Raw genomic sequence first — 18,382 nt, forward strand, 5'->3', positions numbered from 1 at the left:
TGGGTACAGGTCAGTTCATCTTCAGCTTCGTAAATGGTCAAAAAATGGCGAAGTAATACTTGCCTGGTTGCAAAGTGCAATCTGAATGTGAGCGGATTGCTTACCTGTGCACACGTCCAGTATTGACGCAGGAAGCTCAGCGGCTGACTGTTCGCGGCATCCAAGTCCGCCACCTCTTACTGCGATCTTCCGGACGATTGACCTGTTGTCGTAGATGAAGACTAGAAATAAGGGCGAAATACTGGCCCGACGAAACCGAAGTAGATAAGGTTCACCCATTAACCGCAGGTAAAGCTCCGCTTCGCAACAAACATCTGTCGACCCCTTTCTTACGCCGGCGCCACGGGTTGGCTCGTAACTGCGGCGCCTGCGCATTTATTCTTTACCCCAGTCAGGATTGCCAATGGCTATCAAAAAATCCGATCTCTACTCCTCCCTCTGGGCCTCGTGCGACGAGTTGCGCGGCGGGATGGATGCCAGCCAGTACAAGGACTACGTCCTTTTCATGCTGTTCATCAAGTACATCTCCGATAAGTACGGTAATTCGGATGACTTCGCGCCACCGGTCAACATCCCGGCGGGCGCCAGCTTTAAAGACATGATCGCCCTCAAGGGCAAAGCCAATATTGGCGACAAGATCAACACACAGATCATCCAGCCGTTGATCGATGCCAACAGCCGGCTTGCGCGTAGTGACTTCCCCGACTTCAACGACCCAAACAAGCTGGGCGAAGGCGATGCGATGGTGCAGCGCCTGACCAACCTGGTGGCCATATTCGAGAAACCCGAGCTGGATTTCTCAAAGAACCGCGCCGATAACGACGACATTCTTGGCGACGCCTACGAATATCTGATGCGCCACTTCGCCAGCGAAAGCGGCAAGAGCAAAGGGCAGTTCTATACCCCGTCCGAGGTCAGCCGTGTCATCGCCCAAGTCATCGGCATCAGCCCGGCCAATACGGTGGCCAAAACCAGTGTCTACGACCCGACTTGCGGCTCAGGCTCCCTGTTGCTGAAAGTGGCCGACCAGGCGGGTAAGCACATTACCCTGGAAGGGCAGGAGATGGACGTGACCACTGCGGGACTCGCCCGCATGAACATGATCCTGCACGACTTCCCGACCGCCAACATTCTGCAGGGCAACACACTGTCCACGCCCAAGTTCAAGGACGGCGAGCAACTGCGTACCTATGACTACGTAGTGGCCAACCCGCCGTTTTCCGTCAAGAGCTGGAGCGTCGGACTGACGCCAGCCAATGATCCTTATCAGCGCTTTGCCTGGGGGGAGCCGCCAGCCAAGCAGGGTGACTATGCCTTTTTGCTGCACATCATCCGCTCACTGAAAAGTACGGGCAAAGGCGCCTGTATTCTGCCCCACGGCGTGCTGTTTCGCGGCAATGCCGAAGCAGTGATCCGTGAGCAACTGGTACGCTCCGGTTATCTCAAAGCCATTATCGGCCTGCCGGCCAACCTGTTTTTCGGCACAGGCATACCCGCTTGCATCCTGGTACTGGACAAGGAGAACGCCAGTGCGCGCAAAGGCATTTTCATGATCGATGCCGCCAAGGGCTTCATCAAAGACGGCCCGAAGAATCGCCTGCGCGATCAGGATGTGCACAAGATCGTCGATACCTTTATCCGACTGGATGAAAGCGACCCGCGCTATGCCCGCATGGTGACCCTCGACGAAATCAGCGATCCGAAGAACGACTTCAACCTCAACCTGCCGCGCTATATCGACAGCACCGAGCCTGAGGATATTCAGGACATCGACGGCCATTTGCGCGGTGGTATTCCCGAGCGTGATATCGATGCGTTCGACAGCTACTGGCAGGTGATGCCAGCGCTGCGCACGGCGTTGTTCAAGCCGGCCAGCCATCCCGGTTACTTTGAGCTGGTCAGCCCTGAGGTGAAATCGGTCATTTTCGGCCATCCGCAGTTCAATGCCTTCAAGGCTGGAGTGGATAAGCTGTTCAACCAATGGCTGGTGGACAGCACCCCCCAGCTGAAAAACTTTGCAGTCAACAGCCACCCCAAGGAGCTGATTGCCACACTGTCCGAAGACCTGCTCAGTGCCTTCGCCAAAGCGCCTTTGCTCGACCATTACGACATCTATCAGCACCTGATGGACTACTGGGCCGAGACCATGCAGGACGACTGCTACCTGATCAGCGCCGACGGCTGGAAAGCCGGAGCTCAAGTGCGCGAAATCCTCAAGGTAAAGGATAAGAACAACAAGTTGGGTTGGGCTGAGAAGCATGACTACTGTCTGGGCAAGCGCCGCTTCAAGTCCGACCTAATTCCGGTCGAGATTCTGATTGCCCGTTATTTCATGGTCGAGAGTAGCGTTATTGAAGACCTTGAAGCCCAGCTTGCCGCCGTCGAGCAGCGTATGGGCGAAATGCTTGAAGAGCACAGCGGGGAGGATGGCTCGCTTAGCGAAGTGGTTGAAGGGGATGGTGACAAGCAGAAGGTCACCGGTAAAGCGATCAAGACACGTCAACGCGAGATTGGCATGGATCTGGATTATGAGGATGAGTTCAAGGTACTGGCCGAATACGACACGTTGATTGATCAGCAAAGCAGCCTCAAGGCCAGGCTCAAGAAGGCACAAGAAGCCCTCGAGGACAAGATCCACGCGAAATACCCGCTGCTTAGCGAGGGCGAGATCAAAAATTTGGTGGTGGATGATAAGTGGGTCGCGACCCTGGCCGTTGCCGTACAGGGCGAACTCGACCGAGTCTCTCAGACTTTGACCGGACGCATCCGCGAGCTGAGCGAGCGTTACGCCACCCCATTGCCACAACTCACCGATGAAGTGGCAACCCTTGCCAGTCGTGTGGACGAACATCTGAAAAAGATGGGGGCTGTATGGCAGTGAAGCCGGGCTACAAAAAGACGGAGTTTGGCGGCATCCCGGAGGATTGGGATGTATCTACTTTCAGCGATTTGTTCGATATTACAGCAGGGGCCGATTTTGACCCGAAGCGCTCTCATTCTTTTCAGAGCTCCATCCACCCCTTTCCGATTTATTCAAACGCACTGACGAGCAGCGGCCTCTATGGCTATTGTTCCTATTCCGATCATCCGGCTAATTCTATTACGGTTACAGCTCGCGGTATGGTTGGTAAGGCGAATTTCCGCAATCACCCTTACACCGCAATCGGTCGAGTTCTTGTGTTAATGCCAAAGTGCGAGATGGCTGGTTTTTACTTCGCACAAGTTATTAACAATAGCGTCAAATTTGCAAATGAGAGTACTGGCGTTCCGCAACTGACCGCTCCGCAGATTTCAAAGTATCGACTCCCTGTTCCTCCTCCGCACGAACAACGCGCCATCGCTACTGCGTTGAGTGATGTGGATGCGCTAATAGGTGCATTGGAGCGGCTTCTCGCCAAGAAGCGCGACCTCAAACAGGCCGCCGTGCAACAACTCCTCACCGGCCAAATCCGTCTTCCCGGTTTCCACAGCGAGTGGGAGATGAAGCGGATTGGCGACATTGCACCATTGCAACGTGGTTTTGACTTACCCAATCCGAGCCTTCGGCCTGGACCATATCCTGTTGTGTATTCCAATGGAGTGATGAACTACCACGCTCAAGCCCAAGTGCAGGGGCCTGGTGTGATTACAGGGCGTTCCGGCACCATTGGGAGCGTGACATTTGTTGATGGTCCCTTCTGGCCGCACAACACCGCACTTTGGGTCACCTCTTTCAAGGGCAACGATCCTCGCTATGTTTTTTACCTTTACACGGAAATTAACTTCGAACGGTTTGCTACTGGATCAGGAGTTCCAACACTGAACCGAAATGACGTGCATTCATTTGAGGTTGAAATACCACCCTACCCCGAACAAATCGCCATCGCCGCTGTACTATCCGATATGGATGCCGAGCTTGCCGCTCTTGAGCAACGCCTAACCAAAACCCGCAGCCTCAAGCAAGGCGTGATGCAAGAACTGCTAACCGGAAAAACCCGACTGCTATGACCAAAATGAGCATGGATGCGCCTCAACTGCTGCAGGCTACTGAGCTATCCAGCAAGATCATCAGCGTTCACGAGCTGCTCATGGATTCGGCGCTGGATATTCCCCAGTACCAGCGCCCCTACAAGTGGACCGGCAAGAACATCAATCAATTGTTCTCCGATATCGCCATCCATAAGGACAAGTCGGCTTACCGTTTGGGCACCATCGTGTTTCACCAGAATGGTGAGACAAAGAACATCGTCGACGGCCAGCAGCGGACCATCAGCCTGCTGCTGGCGGCCCGTGCGCTGATCCAGCGGAATAAGGAAAAAAAGCTCGAACGCAAAGACTTGCGCGAACGTCTGCTCGAGCTTGAGCGAGCGATGGTGAACCCCGGTTTTACCAGCGAGATCTCGCAGAAGAACATCCACAGCAATTACCTTGAGGTGGCCCGCATCGTTTCCCGTCCGGACTTTACCGAGGCGCATATCGATTTCTTACTGAACAATTGCCAAGTCGTTGCCGTGACGCTTAACGATGTATCGGAAGCCTTCCAGTTTTTCGACTCGCAAAATGCGCGGGGCCGGGATCTGGAGCCTCATGACTTGCTCAAGGCTTACCATCTGCGTGAGTTCAGCCCGGGTGACGAGCAGTTGAAAGCAGCCACAGTGGCACATTGGGAAAACGCAGATACCGATGAGTTGGCCACGCTGTTCTCGCAATACCTGTACCGCATCCGTAACTGGTCGAAAGGGGTTTCGGCGCGTTACTTCAGCAAGGAAGACAGCGACTTGTTCAAGGGCGTGAATATCGACACAGTGGCCGGCTACCCCTATGTAGAGCAGCTACGTATCGCCCACCATTTTGTCGATAACTACAACGGACAGTACGAGCGCAAGATCGACTCGCGCGAGCTTTGTTTTCCCTTCCATCTGGATCAGATCATCATCAATGGCCGACGCTTCTTTGAGCTGATCAGCCATTATCAGGGCAAGGTGGTGCGGATCAGCGCCGAGTCCTGGAACGGGCATGAACTGGTGGGTGCTGAAGGGCTTGATGGCTATGCGAAAACCATCATGGATACCCTCAATAGCTATCCGGCAAGAACCCGCACCGGCGATTGTTACGTACGGGCGATGTTCGATTGCCTGTTGATTTACTACATCGACAAGTTCGGTCAGGCAGAAATCTCCCGTGCCATCGAGAAGATTTTCATCTGGGCCTACAGCCTGCGCTTGAAGATGCAGGTGGTGCAGCTGGCCAGCATGGATAACCACGTGTTGGAGAACAATCTGTTCCGGTTGATCAAAGACGCCACACGTCCTGCGGACTTTATTAACTGCAGCCTGCCGGTATTGAGCGGCCAGAAGTCAACCAGAACCGGCGAGATCGAAGCTCTGTTCAAGGCGATGAAATATTATGAGTAGCGAAATCAGTCAGCTCTCCATCAAGGCGCTGCTCAGTAGTCGGGATGAGTACGTCATCCCGATGTATCAACGTAATTACGCCTGGGAGGAGGGCGAAATCACGCAGCTGATTCAGGACGTGATCGATTACTTGCCGAAGAAGGACGATAAAGCGCGCAATTACTACATTGGCACCTTGGTGGTGTATGAGCGACCGGATAGTAAAACACCGTTGTTTGAAACCATTGACGGCCAACAGCGCCTGACGACCCTCTCGCTACTGACTTCGTACTTGAAGAACACGCGGTTGGTTGACCTTGCCTGGTACTCGAACCTGAGTATCCACTTCGATAGCCGTGAGCATTCGCGAGCCACCTTTTCCGCCGTCTTCGAAGGGAAATTCAACGACGACCCTGCCGAGGTGTTGGCGGAGAAGCAGATCAATACAGGCATCCTCAATGGCTACCGCCTCATCCAGAAACTTTTGCCGCAAAAGCTGAAAGAGAACAGCGTTTCGCTTCAACAGTTCTACGACTACCTGTTCCGCTACGTGCAAATCATGCGGGTGAAGGTCCCGGCGGATACCGATCTGAACCATTACTTCGAGATCATGAATAACCGCGGTGAGCAGCTCGAAAAGCACGAGGTGCTCAAGGCGCGGATGATGAAGGAGTTGCAGGGCTGCGAGCAGAGCCAGAACTGCCTGCATGCCGTTTGGGAAGCCTGCGCGAACATGGAGCGCTATGTGCAAATGGGCTTCACGCCAGGTCAACGTGGCAGCATTTTTGGCGACAAGGACTGGGGACGGTTTGAGCTTGCTGACTTTGATGCGCTGCGGGCTGCGCTGCACAGTTCGCAAGAGGTAGCGGCCAAGCAGGAAACCCGCTTAACGCTTGATCAGATCATTGCTAAGGCGCCGGTTGCGGTGAAGCAGGATGAGTCAAGTGAGGACGCGCCAGAGCGTTTCAACACGGTTATCAACTTCCCGAACTTCCTGTTGCACGTACTGCGTGTCGATACGAAAGCCGACATCCCATTGGATGACAAGCGTCTGCTCGATACCTTTGAAGCTTATGTGCTCAAGCAGCCAGATCCTGTAGCCGCGGTGAAGCGTTTTACCTTTAGTCTGCTGCGCTGCAAGTATCTGTTTGACCAGTATGTAATCAAGCGTGAGTTCATCAAGGGCGCTGATGGCTGGAGCCTCAAACGTTTCAAATGGAGTGAAGGCGGAGAACGTAGCCGGGTGGGTCGCGGGAGTTATGTAAATACCTTCGGCGAGGAGGATGGCAACGAGGGCATCAACCGCCGCATCCTGATGCTGCTGTCAGCGTTTCATGTTTCTACGCCAACGCTGGTTTACAAGCATTGGCTCAATGCGGCGCTGTTTCACCTGTTTTATGTTGAACAGATTGAGGCTCCGGCTTACCTGCAGCACATGGAGTCGGTCGCCAAGGCGTTTGTCTTTGATCGCTTTCTGGCTCCAGACGTAGGCCTGGACTACTTTGCGATGACTTATACCAACCGGGGCGTCTGTCAGACACGTCGTGAAAGTATTGCGGCAGAGACGATTGAGTCCCGGCTGACGTTCGGCAACATCGAAAACAACTTAGTGTTCAACTTTCTGGACTACCTGCTTTGGCTTGAACACAGGGCAAAAGAGCCGGTTAAATCCTACGAGTTCACCTTCCGTAGTTCTGTTGAGCATTTCTACCCGCAGAATCCATTGGACGGTCAGGCTCGGCTCGACGCTGAAAGGCTCAATTCGTTTGGCAATCTATGCCTGATCAGCCACAGCAAGAACTCTCGCTTGAGCAATTTCATGCCTTCGGCCAAGAAAGAGTTTTATAAAAACAACAGCATCGATAGCGTTAAACAGTATCTGATGATGGAAACAGAATCCTGGGATGCCGACGCCATTCGAGCCCATTCCGAACAAATGAATTACGTGTTGCTCAACAGTCTCGTCAGCAAACACGAATCCGAGTAAACATTGCAGGATGCACCTGATGATTCAACAACCTCGCTCCGAACGTCGCACCCAGAATCGCATTGTGGCCTTGTTTACGGACACGTCGCGGCCTGATTGTCTTGGCTACAACTATTTGGGTGAGTGGAGCAAACGTGGGCAAAATCGCAACATTGAAGTCGATCTGCTGCAGGCAAACCTGAAGCAGCGGGGCTACTCCGATGCGCAAATATCAGCAGCGTTGCAAAAGCTGATGACTGCTGCTGATTCCACGGGCATCACGCTGTATCAGGCTAATTTGCGTACCTACCAACTGCTGCGTTACGGCGTGCCGGTACAGGTAGCCATTGGGCAGGCCCACGAAACGGTGCATCTGATTGATTGGGAGCACCCTGAGGATAATGACTTCGCCATTGCTGAAGAAGTGACCTTGCGCGGCGGTCATGAGCGCCGCCCTGATTTGGTGATTTATCTGAACGGTATCGCCATCGGTGTGATTGAGCTCAAGCGTAGTTCGGTAGAAGTGGGCGATGGTATTAACCAACTGATCACCAACCAGGAGGAAATCTTCAACCAGGGTTTCTTCAGTACAGTGCAGTTGGTTTTCGCCGGTAGTGACTCCCAAGGCTTGCGCTACGGCACCACGACTACCCGCGCCGAGTTTTTTGTCGAGTGGAAGGAGTCTTCCCTGATTGCTGGGGCTGAAGAGTTGAATGCTCTGCGGGAGATGCCTGCTCGCTACCAAGTGCTAACGGGTGCAGACGTGCCACTGTCTGGTTACTTGCTGGACGTCCCACTGGCGCAGATGTGCGAGAAGTCTCGTTTACTCGATCTGATTCGTAACTTCATCATCTTCGATGCAGGCATCAAGAAGGTGCCGCGCCCTCATCAATACGCCGCAGTGAAGGCCGCGCAAGAGCGGGTTAGTCGTAAAGAGGGTGGGGTTATCTGGCATACCCAGGGCAGTGGCAAGAGCATTCTGATGGTGCTGATCGCCAAGTGGTTGCTGGAGCATGATCCTGAGGCACGCATTCTGGTCATCACCGATCGCGATGAGCTGGACAAGCAAATATCCGGGGTGATGCGTAATGCCGGAGTAATCGGTAACGACTCGCCCTCGCCACGTATTACCTCCCGTGCCGATTTTGTGCAAAAGCTTTCCGCTCCCTCGCCGCGCCTGCTCTGTGCACTGTTGCACAAGTTTGAACCGGATCTCAGCGTACCGCCGCCGCCCATGCATGGGCGCTTCTATGTATTCGTGGATGAATGTCACCGCACCCAAGGTGGTGACATGAACAAGCAAATGAAGCAGTGGCTGGCCAATGCACTGTTTATCGGCTTTACCGGTACACCGCTGCTGCGCAAGGACAAACAGACTACGCGCGATGTATTCGGTACTTACATCCACACCTACAAGTTCCACGAAGCCGTGGCGGACAAAGTGGTGCTGGACCTGAAGTATGAAGCGCGCGATGTGCCACAGCGTTTGATTTCGCGAAAGGGTATTGATGCCTGGTTCGAGCAAAGAACCAAAGCCTTGAATAACTACCAGAAGTCGATCCTGCGGAAGCGCTGGGCAACCATGGAAGCGCTGATGAGTGCCGGTGAGCGAAAGCAGCGCATCATTGCCAGCATCATCGAGGACTTCGGTCTGAAACCAAGGCTGAACAATGACCGGGGCACAGCTATCCTGGTGGCGGCAAGTATCTACGATGCGTGCCACTACTTGCGCTTGTTTCAGAACACCTCGTTCGGTATTCACTGCGGGATCATCACGTCCTATGAGCCGAACCACAATGCGATTTCCCGCGAACCGGCGCAAAGCGATGAGCGTTACAAGTTCGATACTTATACTCGGTACGTTCTGAAGCCGGGCCAGACCACCACTGCTTATGAAGAAGAGACCAAGCGCCGTTTTATTGAAGAACCGGCCAACCTGAAATTACTCATCGTAGTGAGTAAGCTGTTGACCGGTTTTGATGCACCGAGCTGCTCGTATATCTATCTGGATAACGAACTGCGTGACCATAACCTGTTCCAGGCCATTTGCCGTACCAACCGCCTCGACGGCGATGACAAGGATTTTGGTTATATCGTCGACTTCAAAGAGCTGTTCGGAGATGTACAAGACGCTATCTCGGTGTACACCTCTGACGAGCTGGATGTCGACGCAGGCAGTGGAGGCAGCAACAATATCGAGCTCAAGAACTGGCTGGTTGAGGGCAAGAAACAGCTGGACGCCGCCCGCGAGGCGTTGAGTTACCTGTGCGCCCCCGTGGCGCCGCCTCGGGAGGTTGAGCAGTTTATTCATTACTTCTGTGGTGCAGCCGCTAACGCCAATGGGCTGAATGAGACTGAAGTACTGCGGGTGTCGTTCTATAAGGCGGTGGCTTCATTTGTGCGGGCGTTTGCCGACTTGGCGCAGAACCTCACCGAAGCGGGTTACTCGGCTACTGAAGCAGGGAGGCTGCAGACTGAGGTGCAGTTCTATGCAGACGTGCGTGAGGCGATCAAGAAACATTCCGGTGAAGAGTTGGATATCAAGCCATTCGAATCGGACATGCGGCATTTACTCAATACTTATATTCAGGCAGACCACGCCGACTCGATGAGCACAGTTGATAATTTCTCACTGGTTGAATTGATCGTTCAGACTGGCGTTCACGATGCCATTGCCAAAAAGCTCAACGCCAAAGGCAACCTCTCCAAGGGGGCGATTGCTGAGGGCATTATCAACAACGTACGTAAGACCATCATTCGAGAGCAACTGACAGACCCGAAGTTCTACGAGGGTATGTCGAGGCTGCTCGAGGATTTGATCAAGCAGAGCCGTGAAGATGCAGCCGCTTACGAGGCGTTCCTGCGCAAGGCGGAGGCGCTGGTCAAACAGCTGGCGCAGAAGGGTCGAGGAAACTCTCCAACTGCACTGAGCGGGCGTCGGGAAGCCATCGTGTTGTTCAACAATCTGGACAGCATTGCAACGACAACCTTCCAGTGCCCGATAGATGAAGAGGCAAAGGTGAAACTGGCTTTGGATATTGATCTTGCGATGCGCGGATCGGCCCCTTCGTCCTGGCGAGGCGACTCTGCGCGGGAGGCGCAGGTTCTTAATGCGCTGTTCCCTTTGATGGGGCGTGACCGTGTAGCGACTTCGGCGATATTCGAGATCATCAAGAACCAACAGGGTTATTGATGAACGAGATTATTGAGCTGGGCGATATTTCAATTTCGGTGACCAGGAAGGACATCAAGAATGTCCACCTGAGTGTGCACCCGCCCGAGGGGCGGGTAACGTTAGTCGCGCCAACAAATACACGGATTGAAGTCGCTCGGGCTTACGCTATTTCCCGGCTGGGCTGGATTCGCGAGCAGCAGAGCAAACTGGAAGCGCAGGCGCGTGAGGCGCCGCGTGAGTTTGTGGGAAGAGAAAGCCACTATATCTGGGGTCGTCGATACCTGATGGTGGTTAGCCATCAGGATGTGAAACCATCGGTGGTGCTCGACCACAAACGCATTACCTTGACTGTTCGCCCAGGCAGCGATGCAAAAAAACGCGCAGAAGTGATGCACGAATGGCATAAGCTGCAACTGCACGCCGTTGTGCCTGCATTGATCAGGAAGTGGGAGTGTAAGCTGAAGGTGAAAGTGGTTGGTTATTACCTGCAGCGGATGAAGACCAAATGGGGCAGTTGCAACCATCAAGCAGGGAACATTCGACTGAACACCGAGTTGGTGAAGAAGCCGAAAGACCTGCTGGAATACGTGATCGTTCACGAAATAGTTCACTTACTCGAACCCACCCACAATGAGCGCTTTATTTCCATTCTTGGGGAGCATTTTCCAAAATGGCGTGAGGCCCGAGCCGAGTTGAATGAGTTGCCGTTGTCTGCTGAGGTTTGGAGTGAGTGACGCTGCTCAGGCCATCACAAAACCATTTACCTGCTGACGTCAATTACAGAGGCCGTTTTCGATGATGTCAGTAGTAATAGCGTTCAATGCGAAAAGTGGCTGGCATGAGATGACTACCCCGCCAATAGCCTAAGACGGTCTTGAAGTGGTCAAAATCCGGCTACCGATCCAGAGGCCAAGCGATTGGTGCCGTTGAGCTATTTTTACGTTCCTGCGTAAAACGCCTCTTTGGCCGAAAAAACAGGTGCTGCTCTGAAATTCATAAAATCAGCACTGAATCGCAGACACAAAAAAAGACGTCCGTGGACGTCTTTGATTGATCATCTGGTGGAGCCGGGGGGATTTGAACCCCCGTCCGCCAGTACTCCGCTGTCGGTACTACATGCGTAGCCGTGTCTATTAAGTTAACCCTCAGCGACCCGACGGGCAGGGTGCTTTGGGCGAGTTGTGTAAGTTTTAGCCGCTTCGTCCACAACGTACTGCACGGCGATTCTGTTCTATATGACAATCATTTTGGGTTTACAGACATCCCCTGATGATTGCTGGACCCGAAGGTGCCAGGAGTGCATGTCAGCTGCAATTAAGCAGCGAGAGCAGCACCGTATTGGTCGTCATTGGCAACTATAAGTAGTTGCAACAGTGGATTTACGACTTCTGTTACCAAGTCGGCATGCACCTAGAGTTTCGCAACCGGCGTCGAATCCTAAACGGCCCCGAGCCTGGCGCTCTGTGTGGCTTATGAGCAACAAGCCTGCGCAGTGTACGCCAAACGGCTCACAAGGCCAACCCGAAGGTTGGCCTGAGCTTCGATCAGTTGTTGGTTCCGCTGGTTTTACGGATTTCCAGAATGGTTTGCTGGGTTTCAGCCACGCATTCGTCGATCTTGCCCTGGGCCTTGAGTGCCTGGGCTTTTTGCACGCTGGCTTCTACCCGTTGACTCAGGTCGGGTGAGGCCATTGCCTGCGCCTTGGCGTTGTTGATGGTTTGCAGATTGGCATCACACAAGTCAGCGGGCTTGTCGGCAGCGAACGAAGCCGACGCCATCATCGAGGCAGTAACGAACAGACCTAACAGTACAGAACGTTTCATATGAATCTCCTTGAACTGAGGGATCCAGACTTCGCTGGCCGTCAGGACGGGCAACCGAATGGAGGACAAGCCCCGATTGTTCGGGGCCTGTTCTGTGGACTGCGGTCGCTCACAAGGGTTCTATTTTTCTTCAGAGGGCGGTTGCGGGGGCTTTGGCTCGGGTTACCCGGTCCACCAGATACACCAGACCGTGGTAGTCGATTCCACCATGTTGCGTCAGACCGATCTCACAGGTGCGGCTGGTGGAAATCCCCTCGCTGCATTGTTGCACCGCGTCCTTGAGCGTTCGCAGGGAGTGGTTGTTGAGCTCCGGCGTGGTGAAACCCTTGTCGCCGGCGAAACCGCAGCAGTGAATGCCTTCCGGAATCACCACGTTCTTGCTGCATTTGCGCGCCAGGTCGATCAGCGCCTGGCTTTCCCCCAGATGCTGAGTGCTGCAGGTCACGTGAACGGCAATCGGTGCTTCCTGCGGGGTGAAGTCGAGCCGATCCATCAGGTGCGTACGGATGAAGCGCACAGGGTCATACAGATCCAGGCGAACATTTCCCACATCCTGCACCAGCCGCAGCGTGCAGGGGCTGGTGTCGCAATAGATCGGATCGAGCCCGCCGCGACTGGCCTGGAGCAGCGCGCCGATCAGCTCCTGACGCTTGTGCTCGGCCTGCTCGGCATAGCCTTTGGACGCGAAGGGCTGGCCGCAGCAGAGGTTGTCCAGATTGTCCGGGAACACCACTTGATAACCGGCCTTTTCCAGCAGACCACGGGTTTTGTCGTACAGCGACATCTGCTCCTTGTCGCCCGCCGCCGGCCCCATCACACGCGAGACGCAGGCCGCCAGATACACAACGCGCGGGCGCTCGTCCGACACGGCCGGGCTGAAGCGAATGGCTTTTTCCGGCTGCGGCATCGCGTGGGTCCACAGCGGCACTTGACCTTTGGACAGCCGCGTCAGGGTCGCTGAAAGCTTCGCCAGGCGCGGTGCCCCCAACAACGTCCGCGCACCGTTGGCCACATGCAGTGTGAAACGTGCACCTTGCAGGGTGGTGGCGAAATTTCCTTCGATCAGGTTGGCGGTTTTCGTATGTGTCGCGTGACGGCCGCGCAGCTTTTTCACCAGCTCGCCGGTGTTGATTCCTACAGGGCAGCGTTGCGCACACAAGCCGGTCGCCGCGCAGGTATCGATGCCCTGGTACTCGTAGGCTTTTTCCAGTTCGGTGGTGTCGATACCGGCGCGCTTTCGCGCCTGGATGTCGCGCCAGATCACGATGCGCTGGCGCGGGCTCAGGGTCAGACCTTTTGAGGGGCAGACCGGCTCGCAGAAACCGCACTCGATGCATTTATCCACAATCTCGTCGGCCGCCGGCAGCGGTTTCAGGTGCTTGAGGTGGATCTGCGGGTCTTCGCTGAGCACCACGTCCGGATTGAGAATGCCGTTGGGGTCGAGCAGGCGTTTGAGTTGCCACATCAATTGATAGGCGTCACTGCCCCATTCCAGTTCGACGAAGGGCGCCATGTTGCGCCCGGTGCCGTGTTCGGCCTTCAGCGAACCGCCGAACTCCACGGCCACCAGTTGCGCCACGTCGTCCATGAACGCCTGATAGCGTGCGACTTCTTCCGTGCTGTTGAAGCCTTGGGTGAAGACGAAGTGCAGATTGCCCTCCAGCGCGTGTCCGAAAAGGATCGCTTCGTCGTAGGAGTGTTTGTCGAACAACTCGATCAAGCGGTTTACGCCGATGGCCAGTTGCTCGACCGGGAAGGTCACGTCTTCGATGATCACCGTGGTGCCGGTTTTGCGCACCGCGCCGACGGCAGGGAAGGTGTCTTTGCGGATTGCCCAGAGGCGGGCGTTCTCGACCGGGTCCTCGGTGAAGTCGACCTGCTTTTCCACCGGAAAGGCGCTGAGCGAGGCCATGATCTGCGCCAGTTGTTCCTGCAGCAAAGTGGAAGAGGCGGCGCGGGATTCGATCAACAGCGCGCAGGCATTGTTCGACAGCTGCTGTACGAAAGCCGGCATCCCGGGTTTGTCCTGCACCGAGCGCAGGCTGCGGCGGTCGAGCAGTTCCACGGCGGACACCGGTTGGCTTTTCAGCACGGTGACGGCGTTGCAGCAGGTTTCCACATCCGGGAATACGATCAGCGCCGAGGCCTTGTTCGGGTGGTCGATCACCGTGTCGTAGGTCACCGCGCTGATGAAGCCGAGGGTGCCTTCGGAACCCACCAGCAAGTGGCTCAAGATATCCACAGGCTCATCGAAATCCACCAGGGCGTTGAGCGACAGGCCGGTGGTATTTTTCAGTCGGTATTTGTGGCGGATTCGCGCGGCCAGTTCGGCATTGGCGCGGGTCTCGCGGCCCAAGCTCGCCAGACGTTCCAGCAATTCACCGTGGCTGACTCGAAACGCCTCGACGCTGGTGGCATCTTCGGTGTCGAGTCGCGTGCCGTCGGCCAGCACCAGACGAATCCCGGCCAGCGTGTGATAGGTGTTTTGCGCAGTGCCGCAGCACATCCCGCTGGCGTTGTTGGCGACGATGCCGCCGATCTTGCAGGCGTTGATCGACGCCGGATCCGGGCCGATCTTGCGTCCGAATGGCGCCAGCCATGCGTTGGCCTGGGCACCGATCACCCCCGGTTGCAGGCGAATTTGTGTGCCTTGTCCGCGGATTTCACGCGCGTTCCAGTTATCCCCAAGCACGATCAGCACCGAATCGCTGATCGCCTGGCCGGACAGGCTGGTGCCGGCGGCGCGGAAGGTCACCGGGACCTGATCGCGCTGGGCCAGTTTCAGCAGCGCTACCACTTCATCTTCGGATTCGACGCGGATCACCAGTTGCGGAATCAACCGGTAGAAGCTGGCATCGGTGCCGAAAGCCAGGGTCGACAGCGGATCGTCGAAACGCCGTTCGGCAGGAATCAATTGCTGCGCATCGCGCAGGAAAGTCGCCGGTAAGGTCATTGGTCCTCCAGGATCAACACCACCAGGTCTTTCGGGCCGTGGGCGCCGTAGGCCAGGACTTGTTCGATGTCGGCGGTTTTCGACGGGCCGGACACCAGCAATGCATTGGTCGGCATGCCTTGGGCCCACTCGAATTCCTGCTGCACCTGATAGAAGTTGTCACGAATCTGGCTGGCCTTGAGCAGGGCGAAATGCACCGGCGGCACCAGGCTCATCAGCCGTGGTTCTTCGCGGGTCGGCCAGAGAATCAGGCTGCCGGTAGCGGCGATGGCGCCGAGGGTGCCGGTCAGGCTGGCCGGGGTGTCGTTGAACAGCTCGGCTTTCCATTCTTCCATCGGCCGGTCGTAGGATTTCAGCGCCGGCAGATCAGGATTGTTCGCCCAGTGTTGTGTGATGCGCTGCCCGTGAGGCGTAGTCGGTGCGATCAGCAGGCTCGGCAACTGGCGGTCGCGCAGCAGTTGCGCCAGCAGCGCCGGCCACCCATCAGCGGATGTCAGGTGGATTTCGGTGTGCACCGCTTCCATCAGTTTGCGCAGTTGCGGGATCCGTTGTTCGGCGCTGTAGGTGTAAGGCTGGGTCACCAGATCGACGTCAAAGTTGTCGGCAATCGGCGTGGTGCCGGTCAGACTTTTACGCAACTTGCCGAGGATATTTTGCTTGGCGCTCATCAACGGTCTCCTTGTTTGGCCAGGTGTTCGCGAGCCATGTCATGCAATGAGCGGGCGGCGGGTTTCGGCGCGCTGTGATTCTGCGTCCACGGGCCGACGTTGTTCGGCGCCAGGGCGCGCAGTCGCGTGGCAAAAAACGCAAACAGTCGATACAGGGTCGGCGAACTGTTGAGCTTCGCCCAGGCGTTCCAGATGAGACGTTCCTTGCGCGAATACTTGCTGCCCTGGCCGCGCATCACTTGATGAGGACTGTCGGGGGCTTTGACGTTCTCTTCGCGTAGGCGGCGCAGCAGTGCGGGAATAGGAATTTTTACCGGACACACTTCACCGCAGGCTCCGCACAACGAAGAAGCGCTCGGGTGATCCGGGACTTTCGCCAGGCCGACCATGTGCGGAGTAATGATTTTGCCGATCGGGCCGGGGTAAACCTCGCCGTAGGTATGGCCGCCGACGCGGGTGTAGACCGGGCAATGATTCATGCAGGCGCCGCAGCGGATGCAGTTCAGCGTCTGGCGCAGTTCGCTGTCGGCGAAGGCCTGGCTGCGACCGTTGTCGAGCAGTACCAGATGCACTTCCTGCGGGCCGTCGAGTTCGTGTTCTTTGCGCGGGCCGGAGATCATGTTGACGTAGGTGGTGATCGGAATGCCCAGCGCCGAGCGGGTCAGCAATGACAGCAGCGGCACTACGTCGCGCAGGTTTTCCACGACTTTTTCGATACCGGTAACGGCGATGTGCACCGGCGGCACGGTGGTGGTCATGCGGCCGTTGCCTTCGTTTTCCACCAGCAGCAGGGTACCGGTTTCGGCCACGGCGAAGTTGACACCGGAGACGCCGATGTCCGCTTCGAAGAACTTCTGCCGCAGGACCCTGCGACCGATCTGAATGAGTTGGTCAACGTCCTTGGTGTATTCCACGCCAAGTTTGTCGTGGAACAAGGACGCGACCTGACCGGCATTCTTGTGGATTGCCGGCATGATTATGTGAGAAGGCTTCTCGTGGTCGAGCTGGACGATGTACTCCCCCATGTCGGACTCCAGACATTCAATGTCCCGAGCCTCGAGGAAATGGTTCATCTCCATCTCTTCGCTGACCATCGATTTGCCCTTGATCACTTGCCGCGCCTCGTGAGCGCGGATGATCGAAAGAACGATGCCATTGGCCTCGTCCACCGTTTCCGCCCAGTGCACTGTCACACCGTTGCGGGTCAGGTTCTGTTCCAGTTGCTCGAGCAGGTCGGGCAACTTGGAGAGCGCACGCGCCCTGATCGAGTTGCCCAGGGCACGCAAGTGTTCTCTTTCGTGGGCATCGCTGAAAGCCGCTGCCCGCTTGGTCATCAATGAATCCATTGCAGTGCGGAAGTTGTTCCGTAACTGCGAGTCGCCCAGGGCATTGTGTGCCCGGGTGCGGAAATCTTCTTCTACGGCAACCGTAGGAATAATCGTGGAAGTGCTCATCGCGCACCTCCGGTTCGTTGCCAGAGAAAACTCGCCAGGTGTTGCCCGCGCAGTGCTTCCTGCTGTTTTTCCAGCGAGCCGTTGATGTTCATCAGACAGCCGCAATCGGCACTGAGTACCTGATGCGCGCCGGATTCCTTCAACGCCCGGGTCTTGTCAGCCACCATCGCGCCGGAAATGTCTGGCATACGGACGCTGAATGTCCCACCGAAGCCACAGCATTCGCTTTCATGGTCGTGATTGACCCGTTCCACGTTGCTCAACTGCGCCAACAACTCGCGCCCGTGCAAGTGGGTGTTCATTTCCCGTCGCGCCGAACACGAGGTGTGCAGCGCCACTTTCACCGGCTCGCCGCTGTCCTTGAGCTGCACCTTGCAGACGAACAGCAGAAACTCGGCCAGCTCATAGGTACGGGCCGCGAGGGCCTGAATCTGTTTCAACGTTTCCGGCTCGTCCTTGAACAAGTCGGCGTAATGCTCGCGGATCATTCCGGCGCACGAACCCGACGGCACCACCACCGGATAGTCCCCGGCAAACAGCGCCAGTTGCGAGCGCGCCACCGTCCGTGCCTGCTCGGTGTAACCCGAGGTGTAGGCCGGTTGTCCGCAGCAGCTCTGCCCTTGCGGGTAGTCGACCCGGATGCCTTCGCGCTCCAGCAAGTGGATCGCGTCCATCCCGGCTTCCGGATAGAACAGGTCGACCACGCACGTGCCGAACAGGTAGACCCGCGACGGTTTCTCGCTGGGGTATTGCCGGGGTTCGGGCAGTGGCGGTGCGACGCGAGTGGCGTTGGGCACAGCGTTGTAAAAAAGCTCGCTCATCAGGCGTGTCTCCGGGTGGGCCCGGTTATCCGTCTGTTGAGGCTGCCGAATATAGAGCGCGTTGCTTTCAGCAGCCTTACAGACCGGGTTGTGAATTGCTGACACCGGAATCACGAACCGGTGTCGGTTTTTTCCATGTTGCTTGTCGGC

Annotated in this window: 11 protein-coding genes and 1 other RNA gene; 6 read left to right on the forward strand and 6 right to left on the reverse strand. The window is 56.1% G+C overall.

Features of this window, described 5'->3' with window-relative positions; all coding sequences use genetic code 11:
- Positions 1-403 precede the first annotated feature (403 nt).
- The 6 genes from CAG25_RS09855 to CAG25_RS09880 are packed head-to-tail and all read left to right on the forward strand — an operon-like array spanning position 404 to position 11,247.
- The gene (locus CAG25_RS09855) at positions 404-2,881 is read left to right on the forward strand and encodes a type I restriction-modification system subunit M (RefSeq protein WP_085611285.1); all 2,478 of its coding nucleotides are present in this window, start codon (positions 404-406) and stop codon (positions 2,879-2,881) included.
- Positions 2,872-3,987, forward strand: a complete 1,116-nt coding sequence (locus tag CAG25_RS09860; RefSeq protein WP_085611286.1) for a restriction endonuclease subunit S — start codon at positions 2,872-2,874, stop codon at positions 3,985-3,987. The genes CAG25_RS09855 and CAG25_RS09860 overlap by 10 nt, the downstream gene beginning before the upstream one ends.
- An 11-nt stretch (positions 3,988-3,998) precedes the next feature.
- Entirely contained in the window at positions 3,999-5,393 is a 1,395-nt protein-coding gene (locus CAG25_RS09865; RefSeq protein ID WP_256575334.1) for a DUF262 domain-containing protein, read from the forward strand.
- Positions 5,386-7,359 (forward strand): DUF262 domain-containing protein, encoded by a 1,974-nt coding sequence (locus CAG25_RS09870; protein ID WP_085611288.1) that lies wholly within the window; start codon positions 5,386-5,388, stop codon positions 7,357-7,359. Before CAG25_RS09865 ends, CAG25_RS09870 begins: the two co-directional genes overlap by 8 nt.
- Before the next feature lie 19 nt (positions 7,360-7,378).
- The gene (locus CAG25_RS09875) at positions 7,379-10,531 is read left to right on the forward strand and encodes a type I restriction endonuclease subunit R (protein WP_085611289.1); all 3,153 of its coding nucleotides are present in this window, start codon (positions 7,379-7,381) and stop codon (positions 10,529-10,531) included.
- Positions 10,531-11,247 (forward strand): M48 family metallopeptidase, encoded by a 717-nt coding sequence (locus tag CAG25_RS09880; RefSeq protein ID WP_085611290.1) that lies wholly within the window; start codon positions 10,531-10,533, stop codon positions 11,245-11,247. The genes CAG25_RS09875 and CAG25_RS09880 overlap by 1 nt, the downstream gene beginning before the upstream one ends.
- 325 nt (positions 11,248-11,572) lie before the next feature.
- Here the strand turns inward: CAG25_RS09880 and ssrA are convergent.
- From ssrA to CAG25_RS09910, 6 genes are all read right to left on the reverse strand, one after another.
- Positions 11,573-11,962: a transfer-messenger RNA gene (gene ssrA, locus CAG25_RS09885) on the reverse strand.
- Positions 11,963-12,057: 95 nt separating this feature from the next.
- Complete coding sequence (locus CAG25_RS09890; protein ID WP_011332383.1) at positions 12,058-12,336, reverse strand: hypothetical protein; 279 nt, start codon at positions 12,334-12,336, stop codon at positions 12,058-12,060.
- A gap of 130 nt (positions 12,337-12,466) precedes the next feature.
- A complete protein-coding gene (locus CAG25_RS09895) occupies positions 12,467-15,289 on the reverse strand; it encodes an FAD-binding and (Fe-S)-binding domain-containing protein (protein WP_085611291.1) in 2,823 nt (940 codons plus the stop codon).
- Positions 15,286-15,957, reverse strand: coding sequence for a lactate utilization protein C (locus CAG25_RS09900; protein ID WP_011332385.1), 672 nt, complete (start codon positions 15,955-15,957; stop codon positions 15,286-15,288). The genes CAG25_RS09895 and CAG25_RS09900 overlap by 4 nt, the downstream gene beginning before the upstream one ends.
- Positions 15,957-17,411, reverse strand: a complete 1,455-nt coding sequence (locus tag CAG25_RS09905; RefSeq protein ID WP_085611292.1) for a LutB/LldF family L-lactate oxidation iron-sulfur protein — start codon at positions 17,409-17,411, stop codon at positions 15,957-15,959. Before CAG25_RS09905 ends, CAG25_RS09900 begins: the two co-directional genes overlap by 1 nt.
- Positions 17,408-18,232 (reverse strand): (Fe-S)-binding protein, encoded by an 825-nt coding sequence (locus CAG25_RS09910; protein WP_085611293.1) that lies wholly within the window; start codon positions 18,230-18,232, stop codon positions 17,408-17,410. The genes CAG25_RS09905 and CAG25_RS09910 overlap by 4 nt, the downstream gene beginning before the upstream one ends.
- Positions 18,233-18,382 lie beyond the last annotated feature (150 nt).

Origin of the sequence: Pseudomonas sp. B16(2017), from assembly GCF_002113205.1 — a bacterium.
Lineage (GTDB): Bacteria > Pseudomonadota > Gammaproteobacteria > Pseudomonadales > Pseudomonadaceae > Aquipseudomonas > Aquipseudomonas pharyngis.